Origin of the sequence: Bosea sp. OAE506, from assembly GCF_040546595.1 — a bacterium.
Classification (GTDB): domain Bacteria; phylum Pseudomonadota; class Alphaproteobacteria; order Rhizobiales; family Beijerinckiaceae; genus Allobosea.
This window is the reverse complement of the sequence record NZ_JBEPOB010000001.1, coordinates 4,831,959-4,847,926: the sequence shown is the minus strand read 5'-3', so window position 1 is coordinate 4,847,926 and position 15,968 is coordinate 4,831,959. Positions and strand designations below refer to the sequence as shown.

At 67.6% G+C, this 15,968-nt stretch carries 15 protein-coding genes; 11 read left to right on the top strand and 4 right to left on the bottom strand.

What is annotated here, in order from left to right:
* Positions 1–68: 68 nt before the first annotated feature.
* The 7 genes from ABIE41_RS23535 to eda all read left to right on the top strand — a co-directional run bounded on the left by ABIE41_RS23535 (position 69) and on the right by eda (position 6,759).
* Positions 69–1,133, top strand: a complete 1,065-nt coding sequence (locus ABIE41_RS23535; RefSeq protein WP_192642933.1) for an ABC transporter permease — start codon at positions 69–71, stop codon at positions 1,131–1,133.
* A 7-nt stretch (positions 1,134–1,140) separates the two neighbouring features.
* A complete protein-coding gene (gene nikC / locus ABIE41_RS23530; protein WP_192642621.1) occupies positions 1,141–2,031 on the top strand; it encodes a nickel transporter permease in 891 nt (296 codons plus the stop codon).
* A 5-nt stretch (positions 2,032–2,036) separates the two neighbouring features.
* Positions 2,037–2,888: an ABC transporter ATP-binding protein gene (locus tag ABIE41_RS23525; protein WP_192642620.1), complete on the top strand. Its 852-nt coding sequence runs from the start codon at positions 2,037–2,039 to the stop codon at positions 2,886–2,888.
* Positions 2,889–3,006: 118 nt separating this feature from the next.
* Positions 3,007–3,759: an ABC transporter ATP-binding protein gene (locus tag ABIE41_RS23520; RefSeq protein WP_192642619.1), complete on the top strand. Its 753-nt coding sequence runs from the start codon at positions 3,007–3,009 to the stop codon at positions 3,757–3,759.
* Positions 3,760–3,883: 124 nt separating this feature from the next.
* Positions 3,884–5,386, top strand: coding sequence for a glucose-6-phosphate dehydrogenase (gene zwf, locus ABIE41_RS23515; RefSeq protein ID WP_192642618.1), 1,503 nt, complete (start codon positions 3,884–3,886; stop codon positions 5,384–5,386).
* Positions 5,383–6,075, top strand: a complete 693-nt coding sequence (pgl, locus tag ABIE41_RS23510; RefSeq protein ID WP_192642617.1) for a 6-phosphogluconolactonase — start codon at positions 5,383–5,385, stop codon at positions 6,073–6,075. Before zwf ends, pgl begins: the two co-directional genes overlap by 4 nt.
* Before the next feature lie 39 nt (positions 6,076–6,114).
* Positions 6,115–6,759, top strand: a complete 645-nt coding sequence (gene eda / locus ABIE41_RS23505) for a bifunctional 4-hydroxy-2-oxoglutarate aldolase/2-dehydro-3-deoxy-phosphogluconate aldolase (protein WP_192642616.1) — start codon at positions 6,115–6,117, stop codon at positions 6,757–6,759.
* 122 nt (positions 6,760–6,881) lie between these two features.
* Here eda and ABIE41_RS23500 read toward each other — a convergent pair whose 3' ends face one another.
* The 4 genes from ABIE41_RS23500 to ABIE41_RS23485 all read right to left on the bottom strand — a co-directional run bounded on the left by ABIE41_RS23500 (position 6,882) and on the right by ABIE41_RS23485 (position 10,747).
* Complete coding sequence (locus ABIE41_RS23500) at positions 6,882–7,988, bottom strand: NAD(P)/FAD-dependent oxidoreductase (protein WP_192642615.1); 1,107 nt, start codon at positions 7,986–7,988, stop codon at positions 6,882–6,884.
* Positions 7,989–8,002: 14 nt separating this feature from the next.
* Positions 8,003–9,175, bottom strand: a complete 1,173-nt coding sequence (locus ABIE41_RS23495; protein WP_192642614.1) for a M20 aminoacylase family protein — start codon at positions 9,173–9,175, stop codon at positions 8,003–8,005.
* Between the two features lie 63 nt (positions 9,176–9,238).
* Positions 9,239–9,628, bottom strand: coding sequence for a cupin domain-containing protein (locus ABIE41_RS23490; protein WP_192642613.1), 390 nt, complete (start codon positions 9,626–9,628; stop codon positions 9,239–9,241).
* A gap of 150 nt (positions 9,629–9,778) precedes the next feature.
* Positions 9,779–10,747 (bottom strand): threonine ammonia-lyase, encoded by a 969-nt coding sequence (locus ABIE41_RS23485; protein WP_192642612.1) that lies wholly within the window; start codon positions 10,745–10,747, stop codon positions 9,779–9,781.
* A gap of 170 nt (positions 10,748–10,917) precedes the next feature.
* Here ABIE41_RS23485 and argE point away from each other — a divergent pair, with 170 nt between their 5' ends.
* From argE to ABIE41_RS23465, 4 genes are all read left to right on the top strand, one after another.
* Positions 10,918–12,078 carry an acetylornithine deacetylase gene (gene argE / locus ABIE41_RS23480; protein WP_192642932.1) on the top strand — a complete coding sequence of 387 codons (1,161 nt, stop codon included), beginning with the start codon at positions 10,918–10,920 and terminating at the stop codon, positions 12,076–12,078.
* 151 nt (positions 12,079–12,229) lie between these two features.
* Positions 12,230–13,831, top strand: a complete 1,602-nt coding sequence (locus ABIE41_RS23475) for an ABC transporter substrate-binding protein (RefSeq protein WP_192642611.1) — start codon at positions 12,230–12,232, stop codon at positions 13,829–13,831.
* Positions 13,832–14,021: 190 nt separating this feature from the next.
* Positions 14,022–15,005 (top strand): ABC transporter permease, encoded by a 984-nt coding sequence (locus ABIE41_RS23470; protein ID WP_192642610.1) that lies wholly within the window; start codon positions 14,022–14,024, stop codon positions 15,003–15,005.
* 16 nt (positions 15,006–15,021) lie between these two features.
* Positions 15,022–15,966 (top strand): ABC transporter permease, encoded by a 945-nt coding sequence (locus tag ABIE41_RS23465; protein ID WP_192642609.1) that lies wholly within the window; start codon positions 15,022–15,024, stop codon positions 15,964–15,966.
* The last annotated feature ends 2 nt before the right edge of the window (positions 15,967–15,968 follow it).

The window sequence follows — 15,968 nt, the reverse complement described above, 5'->3', positions numbered from 1 at the left end:
GCGGCGGGGCTTTTGCTTCCGGCCTGGGGCCATCCCGCCCCGCCGGAGCCGAACACGGAAGAATGACGATGACGAACGTGGCTGCCAGCCCGGTTCGAAAACGCCCCTGGGGCGAAACGGCGGGCCGCTGGGCGAGGATCGCCTCGCGCGAGCTCGTGACCGTAGCCATCACCATCTTTGGCCTGCTGCTGATCACCTTCTTCATCGCCAGGGTGATCCCGATCGACCCCGTACTTGCGGTCGTCGGCGACAACGCCCGGCCCGAGACCTATGAGGCCGCCCGCATCGAGCTCGGCCTCGACAAGCCGCTCTGGCAGCAATTCGCTGTTTATGTCGGCAAGGTCTTCAGCGGCGATCTCGGCCGCTCGGTTCTGACGTCGAACACGGTCGTCGACGACATCAAGCGCGTCTTCCCGGCGACGCTGGAACTGGCGACGCTCGGCACGCTGATCGGCTGTCTGCTCGGCATCCCGCTCGGGGTCGTTGCCGCGGTCTATCAGGGCCGCTGGCCCGATCAGGTCGCCCGCATCATCGGCCTGTTCGGCTATTCGATCCCCGTCTTCTGGCTCGGCCTGATGGGGCTCTTGCTGTTCTACGCCAAGCTCGGCTGGGTCGGCGGGCCCGGTCGCGCCGGCGTCGCCTTCCAGGACCTGATCACGCCGGTCACCGGCATTCTGATGATCGATGCCGCGCTCGAGGGCGACTGGGAGGCGGTTCGCGACGCCTGGTCCCATCTCGTCCTGCCCGCCTCGGTGCTCGGCATCCTCAGCGTCGCCTATATCAGCCGCATGACCCGCAGCTTTATGATCACCGAGCTCCAGCAGCAATACGTCATTGCCGCTCGGGTGAAGGGGCTGTCCGAGTTTCGCGTCGTCTGGCGCCACGCCATGCACAATGCCTTCGTGCCGTTGGTGACGGTGATCGCCGTCTCCTACATGCACCTGCTCGAAGGCTCGGTGCTGACCGAGACGATCTTCGCCTGGCCCGGGCTTGGCCGCTACCTCACCAATTCGCTCCTCAACGCCGACATGAACGCGGTGCTGGGCGGCACGCTGGTGATCGGGGCGGTCTTCATCGGCGTCAACCTGCTGTCCGACATCCTCGGCCGGCTGGTCGATCCGCGCACGCGCTGAGGCCGGCATGACCACCTGGACCGACTATCTCCTCACCGATTCCCCGTCCTCCCGCCGCCAGGCGCGGCTCGGGCAGATGTACCGGAAATGGCTCGCCTTCCGGCGCAACCGTCTCGCCATGGTTGGGCTCGGCATCATCATCGCGCTGCTTCTGGTCGCCGCCTTCGCGCCGCTGATCGCCACGGCCGATCCGCTGGCGCAGAATCTCGACCGGCGCCTGCTGCCGCCCTCGGGCACGAACTTCTTCGGCACCGACTCGCTCGGCCGCGACATCTTCAGCCGCATCGTCTACGGCACCCGCGTCACGCTGGTGATCGTGCTGCTCGTCGTTGTCTCCGTCGGGCCGATCGGCCTGCTGATCGGCGCCGCCTCGGGCTATCTCGGCGGCTGGGTCGACCGGGCGCTGATGCGCATGACCGACGTGTTCCTGGCCTTCCCGCGCCTCGTCCTCGCGCTGGCCTTCGTCGCGGCCCTCGGCCCCGGCTTGGAGAACGCGGTCATCGCCATCGCGATCACCGCCTGGCCTCCCTATGCCCGCGTCGCCCGCGCCGAGACGCTGATCATCCGCCAGCAGGATTACATCGCCGCGATCCGCCTGCAGGGCGCCTCGCAATGGCGCATCGTCTGGAAGCATGTCGTGCCGCTCTGCCTGCCCTCGCTGATCGTGCGCACCACGCTCGACATGGCGGGCGTCATCCTGATCGCCGCCGGCCTCGGCTTCCTTGGGCTGGGCGCCCAGCCGCCGATCCCCGAATGGGGCGCGATGATCTCGGCCGGCCGCGAGCAGATCTTCGACCAGTGGTGGGTCGCGACCTTCCCCGGCGTCGCCATCTGCATCGTCGCGCTCGGCTTCAACCTGCTCGGCGACGGCCTGCGCGACGTCATGGATGCGAGGTGAGCGAGATGGATGAGCCCCTCCTCGAACTCGACAATCTGCGCGTCGATTTCCACACCCCCACCGGCATCGTCCACGCCGTGCGCGGCCTGTCCTTCACGCTCGGCCGCGAGCGGCTCGGCATCGTCGGCGAATCCGGCTCCGGCAAGTCGATGACCGGCCGTGCCATCCTAGACCTGATCCCGCCGCCCGGCGTCGTCACGGCCGACCGCATGGTCTTCCGCGGGCAGGACCTCCTGACCATGGACAAGCGCGAGCGCCGCAAGCTGCGCGGCCGCCGCATCTCGATGGTGATGCAGGACCCGAAATTCTCGCTCAACCCGGTCCGCACCGTCGGCGACCAGATCGCCGAAGCCTATCGCGTGCATCACAAGTCCAGCGCCCGCGAGGCGAAGGAACGCTCGCTGGCCATGCTGGAGCAGGTGCAGATCCGCGAGCCGGCGCGCGTCTACGACCTCTACCCGCACGAGGTCTCGGGCGGCATGGGCCAGCGCGTGATGATCGCGATGATGCTGATCGCCGAGCCCGATATCCTGATCGCCGACGAGCCGACCTCGGCGCTCGACGTCACCGTCCAGCTGCAGATCCTGAAGATCCTCGACGATCTCGTCACACAGCGCGGCATGGGGCTGATCTTCATCAGCCACGACCTGCATCTGGTGCAGTCCTTCTGCGACCGCGTCATCGTCATGTATGGCGGCAAGGCCATGGAGACGCTGCCGGCGGCCGAACTCGCCGACGAATCTGCTCGCGCCCGGCGCCACCCCTACACGCTCGGCCTGCTCGGCTGCCTGCCGGACCTCGACCATCCGCGCGCGAAGCTGTCGACCCTCGAGCGCGACCCGGCATGGCTGGCATGATGGCTTTGCAATTGAGCTCTGTCCGTCATTGCGAGCGCAGCGAAGCAAGCCAGCTTCGTAGAGCCCGACGCCCCCTGGATTGCTTCGCTGCGCTCGCAATGACGACGAGGCATCTGTCATGACCACGCAACCCGCGATCCGCGTCGAAAAGCTCAACGTCTCCTTCGGCGACTCGCATGTCGTGAAGGACCTCTCCTTCTCGGTCGCCCCCGGCGAGAGCTACGGCATCGTCGGCGAATCCGGCTCCGGCAAGTCGACGGTGCTGCGCGTGCTTTCGGGGCTGAACCGGGACTGGAGCGGCACCGTCGAGATCACCGGGCAGACCCAGCCGAAGATCCGTGACAAGGCCTTCTATCGCGCCGTCCAGATGGTCTTCCAGGACCCCTACGGCTCGCTCCACCCCAAGAAGACCGTCGACGATACCCTGGCCGAGCCGCTCGCCATCCACGGCATCGGCGACGCCGAGAAGCGGATCGGGCGGGCGATGGGGGAGGTCGGGCTGCCCGCCTCCTTCCGCTTCCGCTATCCGCACCAGCTCTCCGGCGGCCAGCGCCAGCGCGTCGCCATCGCGCGCGCGCTCGTGCTCGAGCCCTCGATCCTGCTGCTCGACGAGCCGACCTCGGCGCTGGACGTCTCCATCCAGGCTGAGGTGCTGAACCTGCTGCAGGCGCTGCGCCACGAGCGCAAGCTGACCTATATCCTCGTCAGCCATGACCTCGCCGTCGTCGGCCATATGTGCGAGCGGCTGCTCGTCATGCAGTTCGGCCGCGGCGTCGAGGAGATGACGGCGAGCACACTCGCCGCCCGCAGCCCGCAGACGGACTATGCCCGGCAATTGCTGACCGCCAGCGAGGGCTTCCGCCGCGATTGACGGCCGGTCGCCCTGCGATCTGAGCGTTTGGCAATCGCTGCGCTTGGTCTCATTCTCGTCGCAAGCCCGCCGTCCAGATGGACGCCGCGCCGGATTCGCGGACGGGCACGGAGACGACTGACCGATGGACGATATTGCCGGCCGCATCCTGCGGCCCGAAACCATTCCCGAGCGCACGCCGGTGCCCGCCTTCGACCTGGTGATCTTCGGCGCGGGCGGCGATCTCGCCATGCGCAAGCTGTTCCCGGCTTTGGCGCAGCGCAGCCGCGAAGGCGTTCTCCCCGACGAGAGCCGGGTCCTCTGCATTGTCCGCAAGCAGGAGGATGTCGAAGGGCTGCCGAAGCAGATCGCCAAGCGGCTGAAGGAGGAGGGGCTCTCCCCCGACCATATCCACGCCTTCCAGCAGCGCCTCACCATCGTCCTGCTCGATGCGGTGAAGCCGGAGACCTACAAGGCGCTCAAGAAGGCGCTCGGCGACGATGGTCGCGTGCGCTCGTTCTATCTCTCGACGCCGCCCGACCTCTTCATCCCGATCTGCGAGAACCTCGCTGCCGCCGACATCCTGACGCCGACCTCGCGCGTCATCCTCGAGAAGCCGCTGGGGCGCGATCTCGCCTCGGCGCGCGAGATCAACGATGCCGTCGCGCGCATCCTGCCGGAGGATCGGACCTACCGGATCGACCATTATCTCGGCAAGGAAACGGTCCAGAACCTGCTGGTGCTGCGCTTCGCCAACACGCTGTTCGAGCGCTCCTGGACCGGCCGCGACATCGACCATGTCCAGATCACCGTCGCCGAGACGGTGGGGCTCGAAAGCCGGGCCGGCTATTACGACAAGGCCGGGCAGATGCGCGACATGGTGCAGAACCATCTCATGCAGCTGCTCACCCTCTTTGCCATCGAGCCGCCCAATCTGCTCGAGGCCGGCGCCGTGCGCGACGAGAAGATCAAGGTGCTGAAGGCGCTGCGCCCGATCGTCGGGCCCGATGTCGAGCGCTACACGGTGCGCGGCCAGTACGGCGCGGGCCAGATCGACGGCCAGCGTGTGCGCGGCTATGCCGACGAGCTCGGCCATCTCAGCAACACAGAGACCTTCGTCTCGATCCGCTGCGAACTCGACAACTGGCGCTGGGCCGGCGTGCCGATCTATCTGCGCACCGGCAAGCGCATGGCGCAGCGCTATTCGGAGATCGTCGTCACCTTCAAGCCGGTTCCGCATTCGATCTTCGGCGGCGGCTCCTGCGACAAGCTCTATGCCAACCGCCTGCTGATCCGCCTGCAGCCCAATGACGGCGTCCAACTGCAGCTGATGATGAAGGTGCCGGGCTCGGGCCGGCTCAAGATCGTGCCGCGCCAGCTCGACCTGCGCTATTCCACCGCCTTCGACGAGCGCACGCCCGACGCCTATGAGCGCCTGCTGACGGACGTCATCCGCGGCGACCAGACGCTGTTCATGCATCGCGACGAGGTCGAGCAGGCCTGGCGCTGGGTCGATCCGATCATCGCCGGCTGGCAGGAATACGCCCCCCATCCCCATCGCTACGCCGCCGGCTCCTGGGGGCCGTCGCAGGCGATCGGGCTGATCGAGCGCGAAGGCCGCTCCTGGGCCGATCCGGACTTCGAATGATGCAGCCGCAAGGTCCCGTCGCCTGGCATCGCTTCGCGACCCTCGCCGACGCCTCCGAAGCACTGGCGGAGGCCGTCGCCATCCGCCTGCAGACCCTGCTGACGGAGCAGGGCCGGGCCTCGCTCGCCGTGCCCGGCGGCACGACGCCGGCCCGCTTCCTCGCAGCGCTCGGCACCCGCGATCTGGCCTGGGAGAAGGTGACGCTGCTGCCGACCGACGAGCGCTTCGTTGCCGCCGACGACGCGGCCTCGAACGAGCGCATGATCCGTGCGCAATTCGCGCCGCTTCGCGAGGGGCGGGTCCGCTTCCTGTCCTTCCATGGCCGTGGCAGTGATATCGAGGCGGCGGCGACCGCGCTTTCCTCCGAACTCGCGAGCCTGCCGCCGCTGGATCTGGTCGTGAGCGGCATGGGCACCGACGGCCATATCGCCTCGCTGTTTCCCGGCGAGGAGGCGCGCTTTGAAGGGCGGCCCGACAGCGGCATCTGCATCGCTACGCCGCCCGGCCTGCCGCCGCGTCTCTCCCTGTCTCCGGCGCGTCTTGCAGGCGCCGGCTGGACGAGCCTGCTGGTCTCGGGCACGCAGAAGGAGGCCGTGCTGAAGGCAGCCTCGAACCGCCCCGCGTCGCTGCCCGTCGATCTCCTCCTCGGCCGGCCGCAGGGCCTCGACGTCTACTGGGCGAAAGAGTAGACCGCGCGCAGCCGTTCAAACGATTGAAAGACGCCGACGATGGACGAGACTGCCGCGATTGCCCGCCTCGAAGCCTGTGGCGTGATTCCGGTCGTGGTGATCGAGGACGCCTCGCGCGCCATCGACCTGGCGCATGCCCTCGTCGCCGGCGGTATCGACGTCGTCGAGGTCACGCTGCGCCGCCCGGCCGGGCTAGCTGCGCTGGAAGCCATCGCCAGATCGGTGCCGGGGGCGCTGCCGGTTGCCGGCACGGTCGTTACGCCGGCGCAGGTCCAGCAGGTCAAGGATGCCGGTGCCAAAGCCGTCGTCAGCCCCGGCTTCAGCGAGGCCGTCGACGAGGCGCTGAAGGCCGCCGGGCTGCCCTGGCTGCCGGGCGTCGCCACCGCGTCGGACTGCATGCGCGCGGTCGCCGCCGGCCGCACCGTCGCGAAGTTCTTCCCCGCCGAGACGGCAGGTGGGCCGCCTGCGCTGAAGGCGCTGTCGGGCCCGTTCCCGCAGATGCGCTTCTGCCCGACCGGCGGCGTTGGCCTGAACAACCTCGCCAGCTATCTCGCCTTGCCGCAGGTCATCTGCGTCGGCGGCTCCTGGCTGGTCCCGGCGGACGCCATCGCATCCGGCGACTGGAAGCGCGTGACGCAGCTGGCGAAAGAGGCCAGCGAGGCGTTCAGGGCGCTGCGGCGCTAACCGCTCGCGTCATTCTCGGGCGGAGCAAAGCGCAGACCCGAGAATCTCTCGCAGAATGGAACGCGGGTACGGAGGCCTCATCGGCCTGAGATGCTCGGGTTTTCGCCCGAGCATGACGTCCGCTATGCCGCAAGCCGCTCCACCACCATCTCCGCGATCGCCAGCGAACTGGTCAGCCCCGGGCTCTCGATGCCCAAAAGGTTGACCAGCCCGTCCACGCCATGGACTTGCGCGCCGTCGATGCGGAAATCCGGCATCGGCTCGGTCGGGCCGTGCAGCTTGGGGCGGATGCCGGCATAGTCGGCGACGAGCGCGCCGTCGGGCAGGGCCGGCCAATAGGTCCGGATCGCGGCGTAGAACTTCTCGGCCCGCTGCGGATCGACAACGAGGTCCTGATCGTGCTGGACCCATTCGACATCGGGGCCGAACTTGACCCGCCCGCCCATGTCGATCGTCGCGTGGATGCCTAAGCCCGCCGCCTCGGGCACCGGGTAGACCAGATGCGAGAAGGGCTGCTTGCCGAGCAGCGCGAAATAATTGCCCTTGGCGTAGTGCTGCACCGGCACATGCTCGGGCGGGAACCCCTCCAGCGTGCCGAGAAGCTTCGGCGCGCCATGGCCGGCCGAATTCACGATCGTCCTGACGGTATAGGTCGCAGGCTCCTCGCCGCCGAAATCGACGCTGAAGCCGTCGGCCTCGCGGCGCCATCCGGCGATCGGCGTGTTGAGCGCCAGCGATCCGCCGGCCGCCTCGCATTCGCCGAGCAGCGAGAGCATGAAGGCGTGGCTGTCGACCACGCCGGTGTCGGGCGAGAGCAGCGCGATCTCGCAACGGACTTCCGGCTCTCTCGCCTGGGCCTCCGCGGCATCGAGCCAGCGCAGGCTGTCGACGCCCGAGGCCTGGGCACGGGCCATGATCGTCTCCAGCGCCGGCTTCTGCGCGGCGCTGGTGGCGACGATCAGCTTGCCGCAGGCCTTGTGAGGCAATCCGCGCTCACCGAGATAGGCATAGAGGCGCTGGCGCCCCTCGACGCAGACCTTCGCCTTCAGCGAGCCCGGCGGATAATAGATCCCCGCATGGATGACCTCGCTGTTGCGCGCCGACGTCTGTGTGCCGATGCCGTCCGCGGCTTCCGCGATCACGACCTCGCGCCCGGCCAGCGCCAGCGCCCGCGCCGTCGCGAGGCCGACAACGCCGGCCCCGATCACCAGGCAATCGATGTCGTGCATGAGGCGGGCGCCCTTCAGACCTTGGCCGGCATCGCGGTCTCGACGAGATTCGCCCAGTAGGTCACGCCGACCGGGATGACCTCGTCGTTGAACTCATAGGCCGGGTGATGCAGGCCGGCCGACTCGCCATTGCCGATGTTGATGAAGGCGCCGGGGCGCTCCTCGAGCATGTAGGAGAAATCCTCCGAGCCCATCGTCGGCGGCACGGTGGTGTCGACCTTGCCCTCGCCGAAGGCCGCCTCGATCGTGCCGACCACGAACTCGGCCTGCTCCGCATGGTTGAAGGTCACCGGGTAGCCATGGAGATAGTCGCAGACGACGCTCATCCCGAAGGCGCCCATGATGCCGGCGGTGACCTCCTTGATGCGCTTCTCGGCGAGCTCGCGCATCTGCGGCGTCAGCGTCCGCACCGAGCCCTTGAGCTCGACGGTCTGCGGGATGACGTTGAAGGCCTCGCCGGCATTGATCGCGGTGACGGACACCACGATGGAATCCAGCGGGTCGGCATTGCGCGACGAGATCGTCTGCAGTGCGGTCACCAGCTGGCAGGCGGCGACGATCGGGTCGTTGACCCGGTGGGGAGCCGCGGCATGGCCGCCCTTGCCCTCGATCTTGATGTGGATGCGGTCGGCAGCGGCCATCGTCGGGCCCTTGCGCACGTCGAACTGGCCGACGGCCAGGCCCGGCTTGTTGTGCATGCCGTAGACCTCCTGGATGCCGAAGCGGGTCATCAGCCCGTCATCGATCATCGCCTTGGCGCCGGCGCCGCCTTCCTCCGCGGGCTGGAAGATCACCACCGCGGTTCCGTCGAAATCGCGCGTCTCGGCGAGGTACTTGGCGGCGCCCAGCAGCATGGCGGTGTGCCCGTCATGGCCGCAGGCGTGCATCTTGCCCGGCACGGTCGAGCGGTGCTCCAGGTTTGTTTCCTCGTGGATCGGCAGCGCGTCCATGTCGGCGCGCATCGCGATCACCTTGCCCGAGCCCTGGTTGCGGCCCTTGATCACGCCGACGACGCCGGTCTGGCCGATGCCGGTCACGACCTCGTCCACGCCCCAGGCCTTCAGCTTCTCGGCGACGACGCCGGCCGTGCGATGCACGTCGTACATCAGTTCGGGATGGCGATGCAGGTCGCGGCGGATGGCCGTGAGCTCGGGATGGATGGCGGCGATGAGGGAGGCGTTGGGCATGGTCGATCCTCGGAGAGGGCAGCGATGGCCCGCGGGGCGGGCCGGGGGGTAAAGAGCGCCGGGTTAGGCGTCGGCGGGGACGTAGCGGCGGGATAACTCGTTGCGGTCGTCATAGGAGGCTTCGAAGATCGCCGCCGCCAGCGTCGCGCGCACATGCAGTACGCCGGTGCCGATGTTCTTGAAGCCATGGCGGGCGCCTGCGGGCACCAGCACGGACTGGTTGGCGGTGACGACCATCGTCTCGTCGCGCAGATAGATCTCGGCGGTGCCGGCCATGATCTCGAGCACCTCCTCGACTGCATGCAGATGCATCGGTGCGCCGAGGCCCGGATCGCAGAACTGCTCGAAGATGCAGAGCTGCCGGCTCTGCACCAGCGCAGAAACCCGCATCTGCGTCATCACGCCGTCGCGCCATTTGTCCTGCGGCTGCGTCTCGTGGTCGAGGATCGTCATCGCGCATTCCTAGCCGGTGGAGCCCTTCCGCGATGGCGGCAGGGCGCGCCCTGCTTCTCCAGAAACCCGAACGCGCGGCAGCGTCAAGGCTCTGATCTGCGACCCAGCCGCGCGTCGGCGTCAGGCCTCCCGCAGTTCCTCGCGCCCGCCTCAGACTCCGAACTGTGTCCGCCAGGCGGCGATGTCGTCGAGCGCGACATTCGAGCCGCAGAGCACGAGGCCGACGCGCTCGCCGGGCTTGAACATCTCCTTGCACGCCAGCGCCGCGGCGACGACGCAGGAGGCCGCCGGCTCCAGCAGCACGCGCCCGTTCTGCAGCACCCAGCCGATCTCGCGCACCGCCTCCGCGTCGGGCACGATCACGATGTCCTCGATGAACTGGCGCGCGGCCGCCATGGTCCGCTCGGTCGCAAAGGGCGCGCCGAGCGTGCGCGCGATCGAGGTCGGCCTGATCGGCACGGGCTTGCCAGCCTCGAGCGCCTGCGTCATGGCGGTCGCGCCTTCCGTCTCGACGCCATGGATGCGCAGCACCGGGTCGAGCCCCTTCATCGCCGCGCCGACGCCGGCCGCGAAGCCGCCGCCGCCGATCGAGATGAAGACATGGTCCAGCCGCCCGCCGGCATCGTTGTTCATCTCCAGCCCGAGCGAGCCATGGCCGGCGATGATCGCCGGATCGTCATAGGAGTGGACATGGGTCATGCCCTGGGCGGCGTAGTCCTCGGCCCTGGCGAAGGCCTCGATCGAGTCGGCACAGAGCTCGATCTCAGCCCCCAGCGAGCGGGCCATCTCGACATTGAAAGTGGCGGCGTTCTGCGGCATCAGCACCAGCGCGCGGCAGCCCATCGACTTGGCTACCAGCGCCACCGCGATGGCGTGGTTGCCGCCGGACACCGTGACGACCCCGCGCGCCAGCTCCCGGTCGCTCAGCCCCATCAGCTTGTTGAAGCAGCCGCGCACCTTGAACGAGCCGCCGAGCTGCAGGCTCTCGACCTTGACAACCGTCTCGACGCCGAGCCGCGCCGAGAGCCCCGCGCTGTAATAGGTTGGGGTCCGCCGGATCTTGCCGGCGATGCGCGCCGCGGCGGCCTGGATGTCGGGCAGTGTCACGTCGAAGTTCATGAAGGCGCCTCTTGCTTCGTCGCACCCTTATAGGGGCGCTTTGCGGCTCACGGAAACGCGGCGTTGGCAGGCGGGGCGAGGAGCCTTACACAATATATCAGGACAGCCGAATGATGCGCCGCGGCACGAAACCTGCCTCGGGCCGCTTTTCTGGAGAACCGCCCGTGACCATGACGCCCGCACCGTTCACGCCCAAGGAGATGCTCGCGAAGCTGGTGTCGTTCAACACGGAGTCGCAGCGCAGCAATCTCGAGCTGATTCATTTCTGCCGCGACTATCTCGCCGGCCTGGGCGTCGAGAGCACGCTGGCGTTCAATGCCGAGGGCGACAAGGCCAACCTCTACGCCACGATCGGCCCGAAGCGGGAGGGCGGCGTCGTTCTGTCCGGCCATACCGACGTCGTACCGGTGGCGGGGCAGGACTGGAGTTCCGATCCGTGGACGCTGACCGAGCGCGACGGCAAGCTCTTCGGCCGCGGCACCTGTGACATGAAGGGCTTCGATGCCATCGCGCTGGCGCTCGTCCCGGAGATGCTGGCCGTCCCGTTGCAGCGGCCGATCCACATCGCCCTGTCCTATGACGAGGAGGTCGGCTGCCAGGGCGCGCGCGTCCTCATCAAGGCGATGGTGGAGGATGGCTTGAAGCCCGCCGCCGTCGTCGTCGGCGAGCCCTCGATGATGCAGGTCGTCACCGGTCATAAGGGCGGTCTGCGCATGAAGACGACCGTGCGCGGTCACGCCGTCCATTCCAGCCGCGTCGATGTCGGCGTTCCCGCGGTGATGATCGCCGGGCGCCTGATCGACTGGCACAACCAGGTGATGGCCGAGAACAAGGCCCGCACCACGCCGGGCAACGGGTTCGAGCCGCCCTATACGACCCTGCATGTCGGCGTCGTTCAGGGTGGGACGGCGGTCAACATCACGGCCGAGCACTGCATGTTCACCCATGAGGTCCGCTGCATCCCGGGTGAAACCTTCGAGACCTACGAGCAGCGCTATCGCGCCGAGGTCGCGGCACTGGAAGCGCAGATGCAGGCGATCGCGCCCGAGACCGGCATCGACTTCGTCATCACCTCCGACACTCCCGCGATGGGCCCGGAGGAGAGCGGTGCGGCCGAGGAACTCTGCCGCCGGCTGACCGGCGACAATGGCCGCCATGTCGTCGCCTATGGCACGGAGGGTGGCCTGTTCCAGCGCGCCGGCTGGTCGACCGTGGTCTGCGGCCCCGGCGACATCGCCCAGGCCCACCAGCCCGACGAGTTCATCACTCTGGCGCAGCTCGACGCCGGCACGCAGTTCGTGCGCAAGCTGATCGCGGATCTCTCGCGCTAGCAGTCCCGGCGCGGCAGATGACGGAAAATTGTGCAGGCTCTGCCCTGCGCCATGCGTCCGCCGCGCAGGAGACCCGTGACTCGCGCGCGGCCTGCCTCTAGCATCCCTGTCTTTCGGGCGCCGCGGGGCGCCTGCATGGGAGGGTGACTTGATGAAGGCGCGTGTGTTCGGCCTTGCGGCCGCATTGCTCGGGGTTTCGCTGCTGGCGCTGGGCGCGGCCGAGGCCCGCCCCCTGAAATGGGCCGCCGCCGGCGACGCCCTGACGATCGATCCCCATGGCCAGAACGAGGGGCCGACCACCTCGCTCAACCAGCACATCTATGAAAGCCTGACCGAGCGGGACCATGCCGGCAAGCTGCTGCCGCTGCTGGCCTCGTCCTGGCGGGTCCTGCCCGACGACCCGACGACCTGGGAATTCAAGCTGGAATCGGGCGTCAAGTTCCATGACGGCGCGCCCTTCACCGCCGACGACGTGGTGTTCTCCTATGAGCGCGCCATGCAGCCGACCTCGGACTTCAAGGGCTATCTCACCTCGGTCGAGAAGGTCTCGAAGGTCGACGACCTGACGGTGCGCATCAAGACCAAGGGACCGAACCCGCTCCTGGTCAACAACACCTCCTCGATCCGCATCATGAGCAAGGCCTGGGCGGAGAAGAACAACGCCGTCAAGGCGCAGGATTTCAAGAACAAGGAAGAGAACTTCGCCGTCCGCAACGCCAACGGCACCGGCCCCTTCACCCTCGTCTCGCGCGAGGCCGACGTGAAGACGGTGCTGAAGCGCAACGACGCGTACTGGAACAAGGCCAAGGTCCCGCTCGAGATCACCGAGCTGACGCTGGTTCCGATCAAGCAGGACGCGACCCGCGTCGCGGCGCTGCTCTCGGGCGAGGTCGACTTCGTCCAGGACGTGCCGGTGCAGGACATCGCGCGCCTCAAGAACCAGCAGAACCTGCGCGTGAACTCCGGCGCCGAGAACCGCACCATTTTCTTCGGCATGGACGTCGCTTCCGCCGACCTCAAGGGCGACGATGTCCAGGGCAAGAACCCCTTCGCCGACAAGAAGGTGCGCCAGGCCCTGAACATGGCAATCAACCGGCCGGCGATCCAGCGCGTCGTCATGCGCGGCGAGTCGGTGCCGACGGGCGTGATCATGCCGCCCTTCGTCAATGGCTGGACCAAGGAGCTGGACTCCTTCCCGGCGGTCGACAACGCCAAGGCCAAGGCCCTGCTGGCGGAAGCGGGCTATCCCAACGGCTTCTCGGTGACGCTGCACTGCCCCAATGACCGCTACGTCAATGACGAGGGCATCTGCCAGGCGGCGGTGGGCATGTTCGGCCAGATCGGCGTGAAGGTGAACCTCGTCTCGCAGTCCAAGTCGATCCACTTCAACCTGATCCAGAAGAACCCGCCGGAGACCGAGTTCTACCTCGTCGGCTGGGGCGTCCCAACCTATGATTCCGACTACATCTTCTCCTACATGTACCACTCGCGCACGGGCTCGCAGGGCTCCTGGAACGCCACCGGCTTCAAGAACGCCGAGGTCGACACCATGATCCAGTCGCTCTCGCAGGAGGTCGATATCCCCAAGCGCGACGCGACCATCGCCAAGCTCTGGGCGCGGCTGAAGGACGAGACGATCTACCTGCCGATCCATCACCAGTCGCTCAGCTACGCGATGAAGACCTCGCTCGATATCCCGGTCGATGTCGGCAACAACCCGAAGCTGAAGATGGTGAGCTTCAAGGGCTCGTAGTCCCTTTCACGTCCTGGCTTCGTGAACCTTGCCGTCATCCCGGACAAGCCGCGTCAGCGGCGCTGCTCCGGGATCCATCATAGAGCACCGGCCAGCCCTATGATGGATCCCGGAGCTCCGCTGCGCTGCGTCCGGGATGACGCCGAGGGTGGGAATGACGTGACGACCGCCTTCGGAGGGTAGCCTCGCAATGCTCGCCTACATCCTGCGCTCGCTGATGCAGGGCATCGTCGTGATGCTGGCGGTCGCCTTCATCGCCTTCTCGATGTTCCGCTTCGTCGGCGACCCCGTCGTGAACATGCTCGGCCAGGAGGCGACGCTGCAGGACCGCGCCGAGCTGACCGAGCGGCTCGGCCTCAACGATCCCGTGCCGCTGCAGTTCGCCCGCTTCGTCGCGGATGCGGCGCAGGGTGATTTCGGCATCTCCTATCGCCAGGGCCGCAAGGTCTCGACGCTGATCCTGGAGCGGCTGCCGGCGACGGTCGAACTCGCTGTGCTCTCGGCGATCTTCGCCTTCGTCGCCGGCATCGCGCTCGGGGTCTATGCCGCCATCCGGCGCGACGGCTGGCTGGCCAATGTCGTGATGTCGCTCTCCCTGATCGGCGTCAGCCTGCCGACCTTCCTGATCGGCATCGGCCTGATCTACATCTTTGCCGTCGAATTGCGCTGGCTGCCCTCCTTCGGCCGCGGCGACACGGTCGCGATCGGCTGGTGGACGACCGGTTTGCTGACGACCAGCGGGCTGAAATCGCTGGTGCTGCCCGTACTGACCCTCGGCTTCCTGCAGCTCACCCTGATCATGCGGCTCGTCCGCTCCGAGATGCTGGAGGTGATGCGGGCCGACTTCATCCGCTTCGCCCGGGCGCGCGGCATTCCCGAACGGCGCATCGAGTTCCGCCATGCGCTGCGCAACACGCTGATCCCGGTCATCACCATTGCCGGCGTCCAGCTCGGCGGCGTCATCGCCTTCGCTATCGTCACCGAGACGGTGTTCCAGTGGCCGGGGTTGGGGGCGCTCTTCGTCAACGCGGTCCAGTTCGTCGATGTGCCGGTGATGTCGGCCTATCTCCTCTTCGTCGCCTTCGTCTTCGTGCTGACCTCGCTCCTGGTCGATCTCGTCTATGTCGCGCTCGATCCGCGCCTGCGGACGGGCAATCCGGCAATGGCGAAGTGACAGCGAGGTTCACGTCATGACCAGCATGCCAGCTTCCCCTAAGCCGCCCGGACGTCTCGCGAGGCTCTGGGATTCCGACATCGCCTACTCCTTCCGCTCCTCGCCGGTGACGGTCGTGGCGACGCTTCTGGCGCTGCTGCTCGTGCTGGCGGCGGTCGCGGCGCCGCTGATCGCGCCTTACGACCCGTTCGACCCCGCCTCGCTCGACCTGTCGGACGGCTTCTCGCAGCCGATGGTGCCCAATGAGATTACCGGCAAGGTCTTCTGGCTGGGCTCGGATTCGCAGGGTCGGGACATCTTCTCCGCCATTCTCTACGGCTCGCGCGTCTCCCTGCTGGTGGGCGCGGCCTCCGTGCTGTTCTCGCTCGTCATCGGCGTGGGCCTGGGCCTCGTCGCCGGCTATGTCGGCGGCCGCACCGAGGCGCTGATCATGCGCGTCGCCGACGTGCAACTCTCCTTTCCGGCGATCCTGGTTGCGCTTCTGGTCTTCGGCGTGGCCCGCGGCCTGATTCCGCCGGCGCTGCAGGAGCAGATGACGCTGCTCGTCCTCGTCGTCGCCATCGGCCTGTCGAACTGGGCGCAATATGCCCGCACCGTGCGCGGCTCGACGCTGGTCGAGAAGAACAAGGTCTATGTCGATGCGGCCCGGCTGATCGGGCTCAAGGCTTGGCCGGTGATGCTCAAGCACGTCCTGCCCAATGTCGCCGGGCCCGTGCTGGTGATCGCCACGATCAATCTGGCGCTCGCCGTCATCGAGGAGGCGACGCTCTCCTTCCTCGGCGTCGGTATGCCGCCGACCCAGCCCTCGCTCGGCACGCTGATCCGCTTCGGCCAGCAATATCTATTCTCTGGCGAGTGGTGGATCCTGCTGTTTCCCTCGCTGGTGCTGGTCCTGCTCGCTCTGTCGATCAACCTGTTCGGCGACTGGCTGCGCGACGCGCTCAACCCGAAGCTGAGATGAGC

Coding starts and splice junctions, on each gene's coding strand:
- ABIE41_RS23525 (WP_192642620.1), top strand. CDS start 2,037: ATGGATGAGCCCCTCCTCGAACTCGACAATCTGCGCGTCGATTTCCAC.
- ABIE41_RS23465 (WP_192642609.1), top strand. CDS start 15,022: ATGACCAGCATGCCAGCTTCCCCTAAGCCGCCCGGACGTCTCGCGAGG.
- ABIE41_RS23490 (WP_192642613.1), bottom strand. CDS start 9,628: ATGACGATCCTCGACCACGAGACGCAGCCGCAGGACAAATGGCGCGAC.
- ABIE41_RS23475 (WP_192642611.1), top strand. CDS start 12,230: ATGAAGGCGCGTGTGTTCGGCCTTGCGGCCGCATTGCTCGGGGTTTCG.
- ABIE41_RS23495 (WP_192642614.1), bottom strand. CDS start 9,175: ATGCCCAACGCCTCCCTCATCGCCGCCATCCATCCCGAGCTCACGGCC.
- eda (WP_192642616.1), top strand. CDS start 6,115: ATGGACGAGACTGCCGCGATTGCCCGCCTCGAAGCCTGTGGCGTGATT.
- zwf (WP_192642618.1), top strand. CDS start 3,884: ATGGACGATATTGCCGGCCGCATCCTGCGGCCCGAAACCATTCCCGAG.
- ABIE41_RS23485 (WP_192642612.1), bottom strand. CDS start 10,747: ATGAACTTCGACGTGACACTGCCCGACATCCAGGCCGCCGCGGCGCGC.
- argE (WP_192642932.1), top strand. CDS start 10,918: ATGACGCCCGCACCGTTCACGCCCAAGGAGATGCTCGCGAAGCTGGTG.
- ABIE41_RS23470 (WP_192642610.1), top strand. CDS start 14,022: ATGCTCGCCTACATCCTGCGCTCGCTGATGCAGGGCATCGTCGTGATG.
- nikC (WP_192642621.1), top strand. CDS start 1,141: ATGACCACCTGGACCGACTATCTCCTCACCGATTCCCCGTCCTCCCGC.
- pgl (WP_192642617.1), top strand. CDS start 5,383: ATGATGCAGCCGCAAGGTCCCGTCGCCTGGCATCGCTTCGCGACCCTC.
- ABIE41_RS23520 (WP_192642619.1), top strand. CDS start 3,007: ATGACCACGCAACCCGCGATCCGCGTCGAAAAGCTCAACGTCTCCTTC.
- ABIE41_RS23500 (WP_192642615.1), bottom strand. CDS start 7,988: ATGCACGACATCGATTGCCTGGTGATCGGGGCCGGCGTTGTCGGCCTC.
- ABIE41_RS23535 (WP_192642933.1), top strand. CDS start 69: ATGACGAACGTGGCTGCCAGCCCGGTTCGAAAACGCCCCTGGGGCGAA.